This window comes from Sphingobacterium paucimobilis HER1398 (assembly GCF_000416985.1).
In the GTDB taxonomy this organism is placed as follows: domain Bacteria; phylum Bacteroidota; class Bacteroidia; order Sphingobacteriales; family Sphingobacteriaceae; genus Sphingobacterium; species Sphingobacterium paucimobilis.
Genome location: NZ_ATDL01000004.1, coordinates 436,412 through 454,153, shown reverse-complemented (window position 1 = coordinate 454,153; position 17,742 = coordinate 436,412). Strand labels below are relative to the sequence as shown.

The window sequence follows — 17,742 nt, the reverse complement described above, 5'->3', positions numbered from 1 at the left end:
AATGTTTTGTTGTTATTTTTTGTTTTTTTGTTAAGTAACATCATTTGCAACCAACCGTTGCAAATGATGTTCTGTACTGTGTCAGATTGGGCTTATTTACCTAAGATTAGGGCAGCAAGTGCCAAACCTTCAACTAATGCACCAATGATGATCATCGCAGTTTGAATTTTAGAGGCAGCCTCTGGTTGACGAGCGATAGCTTCCATAGCTGAACCACCGATTTTACCTAGGCCAATACCACCACCAATTACAATTAAACCTGCTCCTACTAAACTTGGAATCATAATGTATATATATAAAATTTAACAAAAAATTCTGATTAATGATGCTCTGGATGCTCTTCTACAGCCATACCTATAAACAATGAAGATAACATGGTAAAAATGAAGGCCTGTAAAAAAGAAACCAATAGCTTTAAAACAAAAATGATTAGTGTCAGCAACATCGAGATACCGATACTACCGCCTAATGTCAATTGATCTTGAAACAAATAAATGACCGCAATAAAACCCATGATCACAAAGTGACCTGCTGTCATATTGGCAAACAAACGAAGCATCAACGAGAAAGGCTTAGTAAAAATACCTAGTAACTCAATAGGTGCTAACAAAATTTTGAATGGCACAGGAACACCTGGCATCCAAAAAATATGTTTCCAATATCCTTTATTTGCTTTAATGTTTGTGATTAAAAATGTAACGATAGCTAAACCAAATGTGATGGTAATATTACCTGTTACGTTAAAACCGATAGGTGTAAGCCCCATTAAATTTAACAAGAAGATCAAAAAGAAAACCGAAAGCAAGTACGGCATAAATTCTTTATAACGGTGACCGATATTCGGACGCGCCATCTCATCACGCACATAAATAACAAGAGGCTCTAAAATACGTCCCATACCAGTAGGGATGGCGTTAGCACTTTTTTTGTATGTTTTAGCTAGACTCAAAAACGCCCAGAATAACAAGATAGTCGCGATAATCAAACCAGCAACATTCTTCGTAATCGAAAAATCCCAAGGCTTTTCGTTGGTTGGAAAACCTTTTTCATCATAAGTTATAGTGCCTGCTGCATCTGTCTTATAAATCTTACTATGGTACAATTTATAGAATTGCCCCTCTTTTTCGACTACTACATCACCGTGGTGAAATTCAGCAGAAGAGAATACCTTCAAACCATTATCAATCAAAATCACTGGCAGAGCAAAACCATAATGCTTTCCAGATTCCTTGTGACTGAACAAGGAGAAGTAATAATCATCTTTGACGTGATGTTGGGAATAAGCATCTATCTCCTCGGGCGTAGAGATTTCTGAGGCCTGAGCTCGAACTGTGAACGGGTTAACTGTAAAGAAGATTACTGTAAAAAGCAAAATTGCTCTCTTAAGACTCACCATTTTAGACTACTAATATGAATAATGAAAAATTTTGGGCAAAAATACAACTTTATTTGTCATATAATGCCATTTGACACAAACTTTTTGTTATTTTTTTTCAACAGCGCTATCTTCTTGATTCAAAGCCTGAAAGGCAACATAAACATCAAAAAATAAAAACAGAAAAAACACTGCTAAAAAATTAAACTCTATAAAATCGTTTTCAAACACTCCTAACCCCTTACGAACATAGATATATCCCGCTATAACTTTGACCGTCATTATACCCAAAAAGACAAATCCTAGACTTTTAGGCATAGCCCAATTGGTCAAAATAATCAATATAACCGCTAATAAAGACCCAACTCCACCAAAAGTATACAAACCTAATAAACTATATTCTGAACGTGACCAATAATCGCCTAACTCCATACCTTGCAGTATCAGATAGTGCGCAAAAAAAGCAGTTGTTGCAACTAACAACAACATTAAAATATACTTGATATAGTTATTCATCTATTGTTTGTATTCAAAGGAATTATTCATTAGCATTAACCTTTTAGTGACATTCATGAACTCACTTCGTTCGGTTCATGAGCTCGCTTCACTCGGCTATTCACTCTTACTAATCTTATTAGCTTGACGAATAACCTGATACAAAGAAGCTATCACGCCCAACATCGTAAATCCTTTTGCCCACCATCCTCCATCGAAATCAAAACGTACATCAATCCAATCTCCCACAAAATAACACAAATAGATAGTGGCTGCCATCTGAAATGGCATCGAAGTGAACACAATCCACTTATTAATCTTTTTTTGTGTTTTTTCTTCCTTCAAACAACTCGGAGGTTAACACGCAAAGCTAAGTATTTTCTTTTGGAAATAGACTATGGGTACTTGTTGTTACACCATCAACCATTGACAACTAACCAGTAATAATTAATCTACTCCTTTTCCAGTACTTTTTGCCCTATCTTAATTTCGGGATAACCGTAAGCATCTCCAAGAATCATCTTAATCTCCGAAGAAGATTTACCTTCATTAGCTTTTAATACGGTTAGAATATGATTCAGCTTTTCTGTTGAAATCAAATCTTCTGCATCGATTTCCTCACCTACGTAATGAATCAGATGTCCATAAATAGTTCCCTCGACCATACCACGTTTCGCAGCGATCTGAGCAATATCAAAACCATCCAAATACATCTCCAAGGTGACCTGTTTCGTATCTAACTCTTTCCCGTCACCATCGTCAGCAGTAGCTACAGTCTCATCCTTTACCACATTCGCTCCCAGCACAAGATCCTCTAATCCCTCTTCTTTGGTTAAAGCCGTAGCAATCGTCAGGCAATGCTTCAACACTTCATATTTCCGTTTAAAATCTAAAAGCAACGCTTTTAGCTCCTGAATATATTTTTTTGTCCGTTTACGCACCTGCCAATCCTCGATATGCTTGGCTGTAGCATCCAGCAGCTCTGTTTCCATCCGAGGTAAGAACCATTGAACAGCAGAAGAAGTACGGTCACAGATCTTTTGATAATCCACTTCTTCAGGATTAGCCAACATACCATACAGCTGAGTTACAAACTTATGCGCGACAGCTTCCTGTTGTTTTACAGCAGTCATCAAACCCAACATAAAAACCTCTACCCCAGGCTTATTATCAATATTTCGATTGACCAATGAATCCGTTAACTCCTGTACGGCTTCTGTTAATGCTGTCCACCGAAAACTCTGCAATAAAATCTGTCCTAAAAACACCCTCTGGCATTGCACCAATACCCTATCCATCTCTTCCTCTTCTAAAAGCTGCTTCATAAAGCCGACCACCTGATAGTCTGTACGTATAGAATGTGCAGCAATTCTCGATCGCAAAACCAATCCCTCAAGTCCTGTCAGACGACTCAGCGCAACATACACTTGTCCAGAAGCGAATGAAGTACCCGCATCGATAATCGCTTTATCAAAAGTTAATCCCTGACTTTTATGTATCGTTATGGCCCAAGCTAAGCGGAGCGGATATTGAGAAAAAGTACCCAATACCTCTTCTTCGATCTTATCTTCTCCCTTATTATACTTATACTTAATATTCTCCCAAGTCTCCCGCTTCACCACGACATCTGCAGTGCCATCTTTAAAACTTACGACAATCTGATCTTTGTCCAACAGCAACTCTTTGACAACCCCTATCTTACCATTAAAATACTTACGATCTTCACCTACATCATTCTTGATAAACATCACCTGCGCCCCTTCTTTAAGCGCCAATGTTTCTTCCGTCGGATAGGCTCCTTGTTGGAAATCATCCTTAACGATAGCCTTCACATTATGCATACGGCCAGCCAGCTTTACCAATTCTTCCTGATTAATTTGCTCGGCTAGGCGATTATGTGAGGTTAATGTAATATATTGCTCCCCTTCCTTAGGGACAAATCCTTCTTTATAATGTCCATTCAGCAACTCCAGGTCTTCCGTTGTACATTCATTATTGCGAATATTATTCAGCACGTTTATAAAACCGGTATCCTGTTGACGATATATCTGTTGCAACTCCAGCTTAACCAATGCACTGCTACGCAACACTTTCGCATCGAAAAAGAACATACTGGAATAATGCTCCCGCAACACCTGCCACTCAGCGTCCTTTACCACAGGTGGCAGCTGATAGAGATCCCCAATGAAGAGAACCTGTACCCCTCCGAATGGACGCATATCGCGACGTACCGATTTCAGAATGACATCTATAGCATCCAGAGTGTCGGCACGAACCATAGAGACCTCATCAATCACCAAAAGCTCCAGCTCCTGTAAGATAGCACGTCGCTGCTTGGTCAACTTAATCGTGCTGAAAAGACGGCTTTTATTATAGATATGGTGATCCTGCTCGTCCCATTTGAGCGCATAATCCTCAATAAAAACGCTAAATGGCAACCAAAACAAAGCGTGCAATGTTGTTCCCCCAGCATTCATTGCAGCCACCCCCGTAGGCGCTGTAATAGCCATTTTTTTATAACAGTTATCTCGAATATAACGGAGAAATGTAGTTTTTCCTGTCCCCGCCTTTCCTGTAAGAAACAGATTTTGATTCGTTTGATTGACAAAAGCTACTGCTTTCTTAAAGATTTTATTTTCGTTATCGTATTGTTGCGCCATGATATTTTACAAAAGTAAGGCTTTTGAAGTAGATTAAGTCCTACTCTCACACAGATTAAATCAAAAACGCCTATTTAATTTACCACAATCTAAATCTCAAAAAAAAGAACTAACTTTATGTACTTTCAGCTTTAAATATTATCTTAACCTGTACAAATACAAACAAAGACTATGACGTATATCGATAAGACTGACTTATTCAATCAGATTGAAAAGAAAATCACAGATGCAGGGTTCAAAATAGAAAACATAGACTCCAACAGACCATGGGGAGGTTTCTTTGTTATTGACGAATCACAAGCCCAACAGTTCGCAAATCAATACTTTGAAGGATTAGATATTAAAGATTTAAAAATTTCAGGCAAACTTAGCCCCAAAATATTGATCGTCGCTCCATCCAAACGTCTTTCTTGGCAATATCATCATCGCAGAGCAGAGATATGGCGCGTTATACGTGGTGAAGTCGGTGTAGTAACCAGTCTTGACGATGATGAGCATGAGTTAAAAATTCTAAAAGAAGGTCAGTATATCCGTCTGGCACAAGGCGAACGTCATCGCTTGGTGGGACTTGGCGAATATGGTGTAATAGCAGAGATATGGCAACACACCGATATCAACAGTCCATCCGATGAGGAAGACATCGTACGTGTTCAAGACGATTTTGGACGATAGATTTACCTTGTAATCAATGATGAAACGATACGACCCTATTACCAAATAACCTAAATTAAACTGATGTTTCGAAATTGGCATTTCAAATCCTTCTTTTTAGGAATACTGGTTATTTGGGGATTACAGGCTACAGGACAAAAATATTGTAAATGGGGAGAACGAGGCACAGATCATCTCCTCAAAACCAACCTATTTAATTTTGCTTTTAAAAGTTTCAATCTAGAATACGAGCGTTCTTTTAAAACCAATATATCCCTAGGGGTAAACGTATCGTTTACTCCTAGTCGTGACTTACCTTTTAAAAGCTCTTTAACCAAAAATATAACGGACGAAAACTCAAAGAAAAGCGTTGAAGAAGCTCGATTAAACCAGTTTTCTATCGTGCCTCAGATGCGTTTTTACTTTGGTGACCGAGACGTATTCACGCGTTTCTATGCCTCTCCTTATATCAAATATACCCGCTATCAAACCAACACAACATTATATTACAAACAGGAAGCCCTAGTAGGTGGCACCCTAGCATCAGAATCAATCTCTATTCCTATCTCGGGCAATCTCAATACACTGAGTGCAGGCCTAGCTGTAGGGTTGCAGTTTCAGTTGTTAAAATCTATTTATCTAGATTGGAAGATAATGGGCAACCATTACGGAATTGTTTTTGGAAAAGGGACAGGAAAATCCAACTATCCACTTACCGAAGACATACAACAGGACATCAAAAAGTCTTTAGAGAAATTAGATGACATTCCAATCTATTCCTTTGCCCATACCGTTGATCAGACCGGTGTCACCGTCAGGCCCAAGGGCTTAAACATAGGCATTACCTCTGCTCTTTCCGTTGGATATAGATTCTAAGCGCATTAATATTTACGAACATTTAATTATGTATTCGTGAATTCGAAGCATTTTATCTAAGTTTGTATATACTTCATATTTTTTACGGCACATGACTACATATAACGAAGATAGCATACGATCCCTCGACTGGAAAGAACATATCAGACTACGTCCTGGTATGTACATTGGTAAGCTGGGAGACGGTTCTGCCTATGATGATGGCATCTATGTTTTACTAAAAGAAGTTGTAGACAACTCTATTGATGAGTTTGTAATGGGGGCGGGAAAAACGATTGACATCACAGTCAACGAGAATAAAGTATCCGTAAGAGATTACGGACGAGGCATTCCCATTGGTTCAGTAGTCGATGTGGTCTCCAAGATCAATACAGGTGGAAAATACGACAGTAAAGCCTTTCAGAAATCTGTAGGCTTAAATGGAGTCGGTACAAAAGCTGTCAATGCACTTTCTGCAAACTTTACCGTTCAATCCTATCGACAGGGAGCGACCCGGATCGCACAATTCAGCAAGGGAGAGCTCATCGAAGATGAGCAAAAAGAAACTACACAGCGTAACGGTACCGCAGTTACCTTCTATCCAGACGAAAGCATATTCAAACACTATAAATATAGAGTTGAATTTGTCGAGAACATGATATGGAACTATGTTTTCCTAAACTCAGGACTCACCATCAACTTTAATGGGCAAAAATTCGTCTCTGAAAATGGCTTAAAAGATCTGCTCGAACGCAATGTAGATACCGAGGGTATGCGCTATCCTATCATTCACCTCAAAGGTGAAGATATCGAAATAGCGATGACACACGGTCAGCAGTATGGCGAGGAATACTATTCTTTTGTCAACGGACAACACACCACACAAGGGGGTACACACCAAGCTGCCTTCCGCGAGGCAGTTGTAAAAACGATCCGTGAATTCTACAAGAAGGAATTCGATGCTTCAGATATACGTGCTTCTATCATAGGTGCTATCGCGATCAAAGTGCAGGAGCCGGTTTTCGAATCGCAAACCAAGACAAAACTAGGTTCACAGAGTATAGGTCCTGAAGGCCCTACGGTACGTACTTTCATAAACGACTTCGTCAAAAAAGCGTTAGATGACTATCTCCATAAAGATTCGGCCACAGCAGATGCCCTGTTAAAACGTATCATGCAATCCGAGCGCGAACGTAAAGATATAGCAGGCATCAAAAAGCTAGCCAATGAACGTGCTAAGAAAGCATCCGTACACAACCGAAAACTACGTGACTGCAAAATACACTTTGGCGACAAAAGTGAAAGAAACCTAGAGACCACTCTTTTCATCACGGAGGGAGATTCTGCATCTGGATCTATTACCAAATCACGTGACGTACAGACACAAGCAGTCTTCAGCTTAAAAGGAAAACCGTTGAACAGTTTTGGTTTGACCAAAAAAATTGTATATGAAAATGAAGAATTCAACCTTCTGCAACATGCCTTGAATATTGAAGATGGTATCGAAGGACTACGTTACAATAACATTGTTATCGCTACCGATGCCGATGTCGACGGGATGCACATCCGTCTATTGTTAATGACCTTTTTCTTACAGTTTTTTCCAGATCTCGTCAAAGCTGGCCACGTGTCCATTTTACAGACGCCACTTTTCCGCGTCAGAAACAAGAAAGAAACCATCTATTGCTACTCGGACGAAGAACGCCAACGAGCTATTTCCAAATTGGGAAACAAACCTGAGATCACCCGTTTTAAAGGTCTAGGTGAGATCTCTCCTTCCGAGTTTGGATTATTTATTGGTGAAGACATACGCCTAGAACCTGTAATTCTCTCTAAAGACAATAAATTACAACAGTTACTGGAATACTATATGGGAAAAAACACACCAGATAGGCAACGACATATTGTAGACAATCTCCGTATAGAGATTGATCTAGAAGCAGAGCTCGCTCAAAAAGCAGGCTAAACACAAGAAACTGTCTCCTATGTTTATATCAAGCAAATGTAGGAGACAGCCTCTTAAACCTAACCTAAAACCACCATGCAAACCCAAACACTTATACTCATACAGTGTAGAGACGCTGTAGGGCTCGTATCAGGCCTATCCAACAGCATCACCAGACATAGGCTCAATATTATCACCATGCGAGAGTATGTCGATGAGGAAAACAATAAATTCTTTGTGCGAGTCGTCTGTTCTGGTCAACCACAGTCTACCGAATCTCTATTGGAAGACCTCCGCAACACACTGCCGCAAAACGCCGAGATACAGATCAATCCAACACACAGAAAAAAACTTATCATTCTTGTCACCAAAGAACATCATTGCCTAGCGGATATACTGACCCGCCATTACTTCGACACACTCCAGGGCGAGGTCCAGGCTGTTATAGGCAATTATGATACGTTAAAGGATTTTACGGAAAAGTTCGACATTCCTTTTCATCACATCTCCCACGAAGGAAAAACCAAGGAGGATTTTGAGCAGCAAGTTACAGATACTATAAAAACATACGCTCCCGATTATATCATATTGGCCAAATTCATGCGTATCCTATCCCCTAATTTTGTAAAGGAGTTCGAACATCGTCTTATCAATATACACCATTCTTTTCTACCAGCATTCATCGGTGCCAACCCTTACAAGCAAGCACACGATCGAGGAGTAAAAATTATAGGAGCTACAGCACACTTTGTCACCGATGATTTGGACGAAGGTCCAATCATTGTACAGAACACCAAGTCTGTCGACCACAGCTATGATCTACAGCGTATGAAAACCGCAGGGAAAGAAATCGAGAAAGCCGTACTCACACGTGCTATTCAACTTGTCATGGAGGACCGGGTAATCTTGAATGGCAACAAAACCATCGTCTTTAAGTCTTAGTGATAGGAGCTAAACCATAACAAAAGTGACCAAAAACATCTTTTTAGATGGTGTGTAACATTTTTTATTCCATAAATTTTGCGGCTATTTGCATAACAAAATTTCGCAATGGAACACACTTTTCATCTCCCTGTACTTGGTCTAGCTTTTTCTATAGATAGTCCGCTCAAAATCGCTCAATTCGGTATCTCGTCAGTCCTATCTATTGTAGATGACGAACTGATAGAGCGTATGCGCGAATACTATTCAACAAAAAACAGTCTACCCTACATCCCTATAACCCCAAAAGCGAAAGATAGCCGTTCAAAAAGAATCACAGCTTATCTAGACTTGGTACAGGACATTGTGAATCAACAAATAGACTCCCTGCGAAATTCCGACTTGGATGACAGTGCTGACTTAAAAAAATACTTCAACCTGCTTCCCGAGTTCTCCAATATTAAGAAGACCTACAACGCCTACATACAAGAAACTGATATTGATAAAAAAGCGAATCTCAAAGCTACACTGATGATGAATATCAATCCCGGCGAGATCCATGTCAATATTATGTCCAAAGTAGACAAAATCAACACCGATCAGGCTGGCAACAGATTAGAACATATGTATTCCGATGCCAATGCTGCTTTACGCGGATTTGCCCACAGCAATCTCAAAGGAGGTATCGTCTTATCTGCGGGTATGAACCCTCGGCTATACAGCTATCTTAGCGAGTTTCCTCAATTCATGCCCAATAAACAGGGACAATTTCTAAAGCGTGTTATATTGAAAGTATCCGACTATCGGTCGGCATTGATACAAGCGAAGTTCTTAGCCAAAAAAGGAATATGGATTTCTGAATTCCGAGTCGAGTCTGGCCTCAACTGCGGAGGACATGCTTTCGCTACGGATGGTCTTCTCCTCGGCCCAATATTGGAAGAGTTCAAAAAAAACAAAGGTTTTTTACAACAAGAGCTTTACTCTCTTTATCGTGACAGCCTACATTCCAAAGGTTATACCATTGATACTTGTCCTTCGCTAGTAATTACAGCCCAGGGAGGAATAGGCACATCGGCAGAACATGCTTTTCTACTGAACTATTATGGCCTAGAATCGGCAGGATGGGGTTCCCCTTTCTTATTGGTGCCCGAGGCAACGACAGTGGATGATCAAACACTACAAGCATTAGCCTCTGCACAGAAAGACGATTTCTATGTCAGCGGAGCGTCTCCATTAGGGGTACCATTCAACAATTTCAGAAAAAGCAGTGCCGAACTGAATCGACTGCAACGTATACAAAAAGGACGTCCAGGAGCACCCTGCACAAAAAAATATCTCATTTCCAATGCAGAATATTCGGATGAACCTATCTGTACCGCATCCCGGGTCTACCAATACACTAAACTAAAAGAGCTCGAACTTTTTGACACTGAAAGTGCTGACTATCAAAAAAAACTAGAAGCAATCACCGAAAAAACATGTCTTTGTGAAGGACTAGCCACTTCTGCTTACCTAAAATATAATATACTACAACGTAAAGAAGACGACGCTGTAGCAATCTGTCCTGGACCTAATACCGCTTATTTCAATGACATATACAGTCTACAGGATATGGTAGATCATATTTATGGACGGAAGGATCTATTAGCTCATTCCAACAGATCATCGTTATTCGTCAATGAACTACATTTATATATTGAGCATCTGCAACAATATCTTCAAGACAACGAATTCCAGATGGATGACAAAAAAGAAAAATTTGTCACCAAGTTCAAAGAAGAACTACTTCGTGGTATCACCTATTACGAAAGTATCGCTCTTCAGCTTTATCCCATAGACAACGATGTGCAACGGGCAGAGTTGTTAACAGAACTCAGAGATAGTCTCATACGCATTACAGCACTTTAATAAAACAAAAGAGGCCATTAACATGGCCTCTTTTGTTTTATTTTAGCTTTCTAAATTTACCAAAGACTCCGAGAGGTAATTTAGGCCCTGCAGTAGCCTGCAGGTATAGCTCCCCAATTTCTAGATTCTCTACCTTCGGAAAAGAAGTACGGATTAGATTCTCTACGATTACCGAAGAAAAACCTAAGGAATAGGTATTTAATATCAAAAAATGCTCCTGTGGATCCAAAAGCTTGACCACATCCTGCATCATTTCCCTGATATGGTCCTCCAATTTCCATTTCTCACCCTTTGGTCCATGACCATAAGCAGGAGGATCTAAAATAATACCATTATAGGTATTTCCCCGTTTCAACTCTCTTTTTACAAACTTCAGGGCATCTTCTACGACCCAACGAATATCCGAAAGTCCCGAAAGTTCTTGATTCTCATTTGCCCATGTAACGACCTGTTTGATCGAATCAACGTGTGTTGTATCCGCACCAGCCGCTTTTGCAATCAGAGAAGCACCTCCGGTATACGCAAAAAGGTTCAGCACTTTCGGATTGGGAGTTTTAAAGGATTTAACACTTTCCGAGATATAATCCCAATTAACAGCCTGTTCTGGAAATATCCCAACATGTTTGAAAGAAGTCAATCCTAAGCGAAACTTGATAGCTACATCCTGATTCTTATAACTGATATGCCATCTATCGGCACCTTTGGGATCCTTTCTTAGCCATTCACCGCTTGTCGCAGAACGACCTTTAAATTTGATGTGATATCTCTTTTCCCATTCAGCGTCCCCCAAGGCCTTTGGCCATACTGCTTGTGGTTCTGGTCGGATTAAAATATAATCACCAAAACGTTCCAATTTTTCGAAATCCCCACAATCAATCAACTCATAATCTTTCCAATGTTGTGGTGTTAATAACTGTATGTGTGTAGCTGTAGACAAAATACTAATATTTAATGTGGGGCAAAGGTAATCAAAACTCGTAAAAATCAGATTATTTTATAACCTGTCTTGCTGCTTTCATCAACGGACTGGCGAATACAAAGTCATTCAACTCCTTCGTATCCGAATTCAACATATCTTGATTAGATCCCTCCCAAAATTTCTGTCCTTTATGCAGGAACAGAATATACTCTCCTATCCCCATTACCGAATTCATATCATGTGTCACGACAATAGTAGTACAGGAATACTCTTGCGTGAGGTCCTGAATAAGCTCATCAATCAAAATAGCGGTAGCAGGATCCAATCCCGAATTGGGCTCATCACAGAAAAGATATTTGGGACTCATGCTGATGGCCCTGGCTATACCTACCCTTTTCTTCATCCCACCTGACAATTCCGCAGGGTATAGGTTGTTTTTACCAGCTAGATTAACACGCTCCAAACAAAAATTAGCACGATCTATTTTCTCCGATTTAGACATCTCGGTAAACATATCCAACGTGAATATGATATTTTGCTCTACCGTCATCGAGTCAAATAGTGCTGAGTTTTGAAAAAGCATCCCGATTTCCTTACGAATAGGGATCTTCTCCTCAAAGTCCATATGTGTGAACTCCTTTTTATCAAAAAAAACTTTTCCCTGTTCCGGTTGATGCAGCCCCACGATACACTTTAAAAGCGTGCTCTTGCCCGAGCCAGATCCCCCGATAATAAGACTTACCTTTCCTGGTTCAAAAACAGCGTCTATTCCAGTCAATACGACATTACTACCAAAGGCCTTATGAATATTTTGTATTTCGATCATATAAAGTCTTCTTATAACATTAATGCTGTGATGATATAATCACTGGCCAAAATAGCAATACAACCAATGACAACAGCTTTTGTTCCCGCCTGTCCTACTTCAAGTGCTCCGCCTCGTACATGGAACCCCTTATGTGCTGGCACCGTAGTAATAATAAATCCGTAGAAAAATGCCTTCACCATTGCCACTACGATCGTAAATCCCCTAAACTCACTCTGAATCCCCATAATGTATTCGTTAGGCGTCACAGCACCAGTCAAAGCACCTCCAAGGAGTCCTCCGACTATAGCACAGAAAATAGCTATCGTCACAAGAACCGGCACCATGATTACCCCAGCGATCAATTTGGGCAATATTAAATAACCCGCAGCATTGATCCCCATGATTTCTAATGCATCAATCTGTTCCGTGACACGCATCGACCCTATCTGAGAAGAGATCGACGAACCCACTTTACCCATAAGCACTAGCGCGGATATGGTTGGCCCCAACTCCAAAATATTAGAATCTCTATTGATTTGTCCTATGACCGAACTCGGGATTAGGTCCGATACCAACTGGAATGCGATCTGCATCGTCATGACTGCTCCAATAAATGTAGAGATAATAACGATAAGCCCTACCGAGCCCACCCCAATCTCATTCATTTCATGTAAAGTCTCTTTCCAGTAAATCTTCCACTTTTCCGGTCTTTTAAAAACCTTCTTCAGCAAAAGCACGTATTCTCCAAAATGATAAAAAAACATATTTGCTATCTACTATTTATGCTAAAATACATATTAATAGTAAAAAGTTCATTTCTTTTTATCCGTTTTATTATCGAGACTTCTTCATTCACCGATTAAACCTTTTAATTTACCGAATTTTATACTCTAACGGCACTATTCTATTGTACAAGTTCAAAATAGCACAGTACATTTGTAGTAGATAAGAAAGTTTAATACTATATTTATTCGCAATATGAAAGGTAAAATTTCAACGGGCATCTGGTTTATATTTTTCGGTATTATAGCTTTGCTCCATAATTTTGATGTTATAGATTTTAATTTCTGGGCACTTATTCGCTATTGGCCACTACTTATTATTGCCATTGGAGCCAACCTTATATTCCAGAATAGACCTCACGGTATTTTTATCTTGAGTGCAATCAATATCTGTCTCTGTCTTTTCTTAGGTTATAAAGGGATGACCTCGACCGAACGATTCAACTTTGGCAACCATGTCAATTATAGCTCTTCTGCCGACACTTTAGGCACCGCTTCCATAGTAGAGGCTGCATTTGTTTCAGGTACCGAGAGAGCTGCTTTAGAATTCAATATTGGTGCTAGCTCGATCACCCTAGACAGAAGCCCATCTACCCAATTATTGAAGGCAGCAAGTCCCAATGGAAACGTAGGCCTGAAATTAGAGCATAATGGAGATAGCCTACATCCACGACTGGAATTGAGCTCCGTCATAAAGCACGAAAACAACCAACAGAACAAAATACAGTTGGCCCTGCATGAATCTCCTATTTGGGATCTAACCATCAATATGGGAGCAGCTAGTTTTACCGGAGATTTTAGCAAACACAAAATTGAAAAAATGGAAATCAATGCAGGTGCAGCATCTTTAAAGCTGACATTTGATATGCCACAGACAGAAGAATCTAACCTGGAAATAAATACCGCAGCATCGAGTTGCGAAATCAATATTCCGAAAGACGCAGCCTGCAGGCTAGAGATGGAAAGCATACTCACGTCCAAAAAATTCGAAGGCTTTCATAAGAAAGATGATGCACAGCAGACCGACAATTATGACACTGCCTCCAACAAGTACATCATCAAAATCACAGGTGCTGCTAATTCTCTAAAGATAAATAGATATTAACCCACAAATAACTAACTTTGCATCCAAGATGGAGGCACACACGAAGTTGATATTACCAGGAGGTTATTGTAATTCGAAACTTGAATATTCGAGGTTTAAAACAAGAGAAGTAAAGATAGGTGATATTCCGATGGGCGGGAATAATCCTATCCGTATACAAAGCATGACCACGATCGATACCATGGATACAATTGGTTCTGTCGAACAGACCATACGCATGGTGGACGCTGGTTGCGAATATGTCCGTATTACAGCTCCAAGCATCAAAGAAGCGGAGAACCTAGCAAATATCAAGCGAGAACTTCGTGCTCGAGGTTATCAGGTTCCATTGGTAGCCGATATACACTTTACACCCAATGCGGCTGAAGTTGCTGCCCGTATTGTCGAAAAGGTCAGGGTAAATCCAGGTAATTATGCCGACAAAAAGAAATTTGATCAGATAGACTATACAGATGCCGCCTATCAGGCTGAACTCGAACGAATACACAAGAAGTTCGCTCCTCTTGTCCATATCTGTAAAGAATATGGTACAGCTATGCGCATCGGCACCAACCACGGTTCTTTATCCGACCGTATTATGAGCCGTTATGGCGATACCCCAGAAGGAATGGTCGAGTCTGCCATGGAATTCATACGCATATGTGAAGACTTGAATTATTACAACCTGGTTGTATCTATGAAATCTTCCAATCCTCAGGTCATGGTACAAGCTTATCGTATGCTTGTAGAACGTATGGTCGCTGAAAACATGAATTATCCATTACACCTCGGAGTTACCGAAGCAGGTGATGGTGAAGACGGTCGCATTAAATCTGCCGTCGGTATTGGGACCTTACTAGAAGATGGATTGGGCGATACCGTTCGCGTGTCTCTAACCGAGGAACCTGAAAAAGAAGCTCCTGTTGCTATTGCCTTAGTAAATAGATATTCCAGAAGAAACAAACAGATAGATAATCCTGAGGAAAAACCGATCTTCGCCTTATCCATCCCCGAGGACACAAAGCCATATACTTCTCAAGAAGTCAACACCTTTGTCGGAGGTTCTTTGGTACCGCGTGTCATAGTCGATATTTCAAACAAGAATCTAAAAGACCCCTTCATCTTATCCGAAGTGGGCTATCGATACGATTTGTTAAATGACAAATATCACATGGGAGACCAATCTGTTGACTTTGTGTATTTAGGTGAGCAGTTGCCTTCATTCAACATGCCCGGCAACCTAAAGCAACTATACAGTTACAGCACCTGGCTGCAATTGTCCAACAAGAGCAACATTCACCCTGTCTTTACATTGAACGAGTTCAATAGTGCGACAAGTAAAGATCCCGTGTTAAACCTCATTCGCCTGTCCAATACACAACTACAATCCCCAGATTTCGAACATCTGCAATTGGACAAAACTGTAGTCTTTTTATTAGAAACGGATTATGCTCATGGTATGGCAGACCAACGGCAATTCTTCGCTAATCTACAAGAGATCGGGATAGATACACCAGTCATTATACATCGAAACTATCCTGTAGAAGAATTTTCGGCCCCTATCGGCAATGATATGGATCCCGAAGAGCCTATTTCCAAATTACAGCTTTACGCCGCGACCGATCTTGGTGCTTTATTGATCGATGGTCTTGGTTCCGGAATATGGATCGATTCACCTGCTACGCCAACAGACAAACTCTCTTCAATTTCCTTTGGTATATTGCAGGCGACCCGCTCTCGGATATCTAAAACCGAATACATATCCTGCCCTAGTTGTGGCCGGACACTTTTCGACCTCCAGGAAACTACACAGATGATACGGAGCAGGACAAACCATCTTAAAGGACTCAAAATAGGCATTATGGGCTGTATAGTAAATGGCCCTGGCGAAATGGCCGACGCAGATTATGGTTACGTCGGTGCCGGTCCTGATAAGATTACACTGTATAGAGGCAAGGAAGTCGTCAAAAAGAATGTCAGCTCGGCCAATGCCCTGGACGAATTGATCGATATCATCAAGAACGACGGTCTCTGGTTAGAGGAAGGGGAAATTTAAACAGCCTTCTATGTATGTGCTGTCGGAGATAGGTGTAAAAGCCCACAGCAATCAAAACACCGATAGTACCCATGAGATAGAGCGTATGTTTTATACCTAGCCCCTCTGCTATGGCACCGATAATGAGGCTCCCTATTGGAAATATCCCCTGAAAGGCCATCACGTAATAGGACATAATACGCGCTCTATATGCCGGCATTGCGTGTGTCTGTATATAAGTATTGATACTGGAGTTTTGCATCATCATCGCAAAAGAAACCGCTACGGTAAAGAGCAATGCAGAGACCAAATAGTGTGCATAAGCAAGCAACAACAGAGAAATCCCCATGATGAGAGCAGAGAACAACACACGATAGCGTAGATTTTCCCCGGATTTCAGCCTGGCCATATTAATAGCACCGATCATTGCTCCCAATCCGGCAGCACTCTCAAACCACGAAAACGTACGTTCGTCCCCATTAAACAAGTCCTTTGCTACAGCCGGCAGTAAAGACGTGTAAGGAATCACAAAAAGACTGGAGCATCCCATAATAACAATCAAGGAAGCAATATGTGGCGAGCGCTTCAAATAGTCGAACCCATCCTTCAAGCCTTGCCAATTCGAAAACTGTTTAGACTTAGCGATACGCAATTCCTCGACTTTCATTTGAGACAGTGTAAACAACACAGGAATAAAACTCAAAAAATTGATAAAAAAACACACCAATTCTCCATAGGTACTTAAAAGAAATCCACCGATAGCCGGTCCCACCATTCGTGCAGCATTGAACACAGAAGAGTTAAGAGCAATTGCATTAGGGAGGTCTTTTTTGTTATCCACCAAAGAGACCAATAGGGCCTGTCGGGACACCACATCAAAAGCATTGATCACCCCCTGCACAAAACCAAGTACACATAACCAGTATACCGACACCCAATCTGCATATACAACCAGTGTCAATACAGCAGCTTGGATCATCAGCAATATCTGCGTGACTACAACAAGCCGATATTTAGATCTCCCATCTACAAAACTTCCTATAAAAGGGGAGAAAAACAGCGAAGGCGATAAAGAAACAAATGAAACAAAACCGAGCCAAAAGACAGAATTCGTAAGTTCATAAACCAACCAACTGATAGCGATACGCTGCATCCATGTTCCGAGAAGAGAGATGGACTGTCCTATGGTATGTAGCCTAAAATTGGGGTAATGAAGCGACCTGAAAATATCCATATAGGCAATATACTTAAATCGAGAGACTGCAACCGAATCAGTCTTACATTATGACCTTTAGAAAACTTAG

At 40.5% G+C, this 17,742-nt stretch carries 16 protein-coding genes; 7 read left to right on the top strand and 9 right to left on the bottom strand.

The genetic code is table 11. The features are described from left to right. Positions 1-92: 92 nt before the first annotated feature. From atpE to M472_RS27435, 5 genes are all read right to left on the bottom strand, one after another. Positions 93-284, bottom strand: a complete 192-nt coding sequence (atpE, locus tag M472_RS27455; RefSeq protein ID WP_021069048.1) for an ATP synthase F0 subunit C — start codon at positions 282-284, stop codon at positions 93-95. Positions 285-319: 35 nt separating this feature from the next. Then, complete coding sequence (atpB, locus tag M472_RS27450; RefSeq protein WP_021069047.1) at positions 320-1,396, bottom strand: F0F1 ATP synthase subunit A; 1,077 nt, start codon at positions 1,394-1,396, stop codon at positions 320-322. Between the two features lie 87 nt (positions 1,397-1,483). Then, complete coding sequence (locus M472_RS27445) at positions 1,484-1,891, bottom strand: hypothetical protein (protein ID WP_021069046.1); 408 nt, start codon at positions 1,889-1,891, stop codon at positions 1,484-1,486. Positions 1,892-1,987: 96 nt separating this feature from the next. Beyond that, positions 1,988-2,215, bottom strand: coding sequence for an AtpZ/AtpI family protein (locus M472_RS27440; RefSeq protein ID WP_021069045.1), 228 nt, complete (start codon positions 2,213-2,215; stop codon positions 1,988-1,990). 107 nt (positions 2,216-2,322) lie between these two features. Next, entirely contained in the window at positions 2,323-4,530 is a 2,208-nt protein-coding gene (locus M472_RS27435; RefSeq protein WP_021069044.1) for a helix-turn-helix domain-containing protein, read from the bottom strand. Positions 4,531-4,701: 171 nt separating this feature from the next. Here M472_RS27435 and M472_RS27430 point away from each other — a divergent pair, with 171 nt between their 5' ends. The 5 genes from M472_RS27430 (at position 4,702) to M472_RS27410 (ending at position 10,810) form a co-directional block, all read left to right on the top strand. Then, on the top strand, positions 4,702-5,202 hold the full coding sequence (locus tag M472_RS27430) for a cupin domain-containing protein (RefSeq protein ID WP_021069043.1): 501 nt from the start codon (positions 4,702-4,704) through the stop codon (positions 5,200-5,202). A gap of 63 nt (positions 5,203-5,265) precedes the next feature. Further along, positions 5,266-6,057: a DUF3575 domain-containing protein gene (locus tag M472_RS27425; protein WP_021069042.1), complete on the top strand. Its 792-nt coding sequence runs from the start codon at positions 5,266-5,268 to the stop codon at positions 6,055-6,057. 91 nt (positions 6,058-6,148) lie between these two features. Then, on the top strand, positions 6,149-8,002 hold the full coding sequence (locus tag M472_RS27420) for a DNA topoisomerase IV subunit B (RefSeq protein ID WP_021069041.1): 1,854 nt from the start codon (positions 6,149-6,151) through the stop codon (positions 8,000-8,002). 75 nt (positions 8,003-8,077) lie between these two features. Next, the gene (purU, locus tag M472_RS27415; RefSeq protein ID WP_031301371.1) at positions 8,078-8,923 is read left to right on the top strand and encodes a formyltetrahydrofolate deformylase; all 846 of its coding nucleotides are present in this window, start codon (positions 8,078-8,080) and stop codon (positions 8,921-8,923) included. A gap of 108 nt (positions 8,924-9,031) precedes the next feature. Beyond that, positions 9,032-10,810, top strand: a complete 1,779-nt coding sequence (locus tag M472_RS27410) for a hypothetical protein (RefSeq protein WP_021069039.1) — start codon at positions 9,032-9,034, stop codon at positions 10,808-10,810. Between the two features lie 37 nt (positions 10,811-10,847). Here the strand turns inward: M472_RS27410 and M472_RS27405 are convergent, their stop codons facing one another. The 3 genes from M472_RS27405 to M472_RS27395 are packed head-to-tail and all read right to left on the bottom strand — an operon-like array spanning position 10,848 to position 13,301. Beyond that, a complete protein-coding gene (locus M472_RS27405) occupies positions 10,848-11,747 on the bottom strand; it encodes a class I SAM-dependent methyltransferase (RefSeq protein WP_021069038.1) in 900 nt (299 codons plus the stop codon). Positions 11,748-11,799: 52 nt separating this feature from the next. Continuing rightward, complete coding sequence (locus M472_RS27400) at positions 11,800-12,555, bottom strand: ABC transporter ATP-binding protein (protein WP_021069037.1); 756 nt, start codon at positions 12,553-12,555, stop codon at positions 11,800-11,802. Between the two features lie 11 nt (positions 12,556-12,566). Then, complete coding sequence (locus tag M472_RS27395) at positions 12,567-13,301, bottom strand: MlaE family ABC transporter permease (RefSeq protein WP_021069036.1); 735 nt, start codon at positions 13,299-13,301, stop codon at positions 12,567-12,569. 214 nt (positions 13,302-13,515) lie between these two features. Here M472_RS27395 and M472_RS27390 point away from each other — a divergent pair, with 214 nt between their 5' ends. Then, a complete protein-coding gene (locus M472_RS27390; protein WP_021069035.1) occupies positions 13,516-14,424 on the top strand; it encodes a LiaI-LiaF-like domain-containing protein in 909 nt (302 codons plus the stop codon). Positions 14,425-14,452: 28 nt separating this feature from the next. Then, positions 14,453-16,459, top strand: coding sequence for a (E)-4-hydroxy-3-methylbut-2-enyl-diphosphate synthase (gene ispG / locus M472_RS27385; protein WP_021069034.1), 2,007 nt, complete (start codon positions 14,453-14,455; stop codon positions 16,457-16,459). Here ispG and M472_RS27380 read toward each other — a convergent pair. Continuing rightward, on the bottom strand, positions 16,419-17,672 hold the full coding sequence (locus M472_RS27380; protein ID WP_021069033.1) for an MFS transporter: 1,254 nt from the start codon (positions 17,670-17,672) through the stop codon (positions 16,419-16,421). The genes ispG and M472_RS27380 overlap by 41 nt on opposite strands. Between the last annotated feature and the right edge of the window lie 70 nt (positions 17,673-17,742).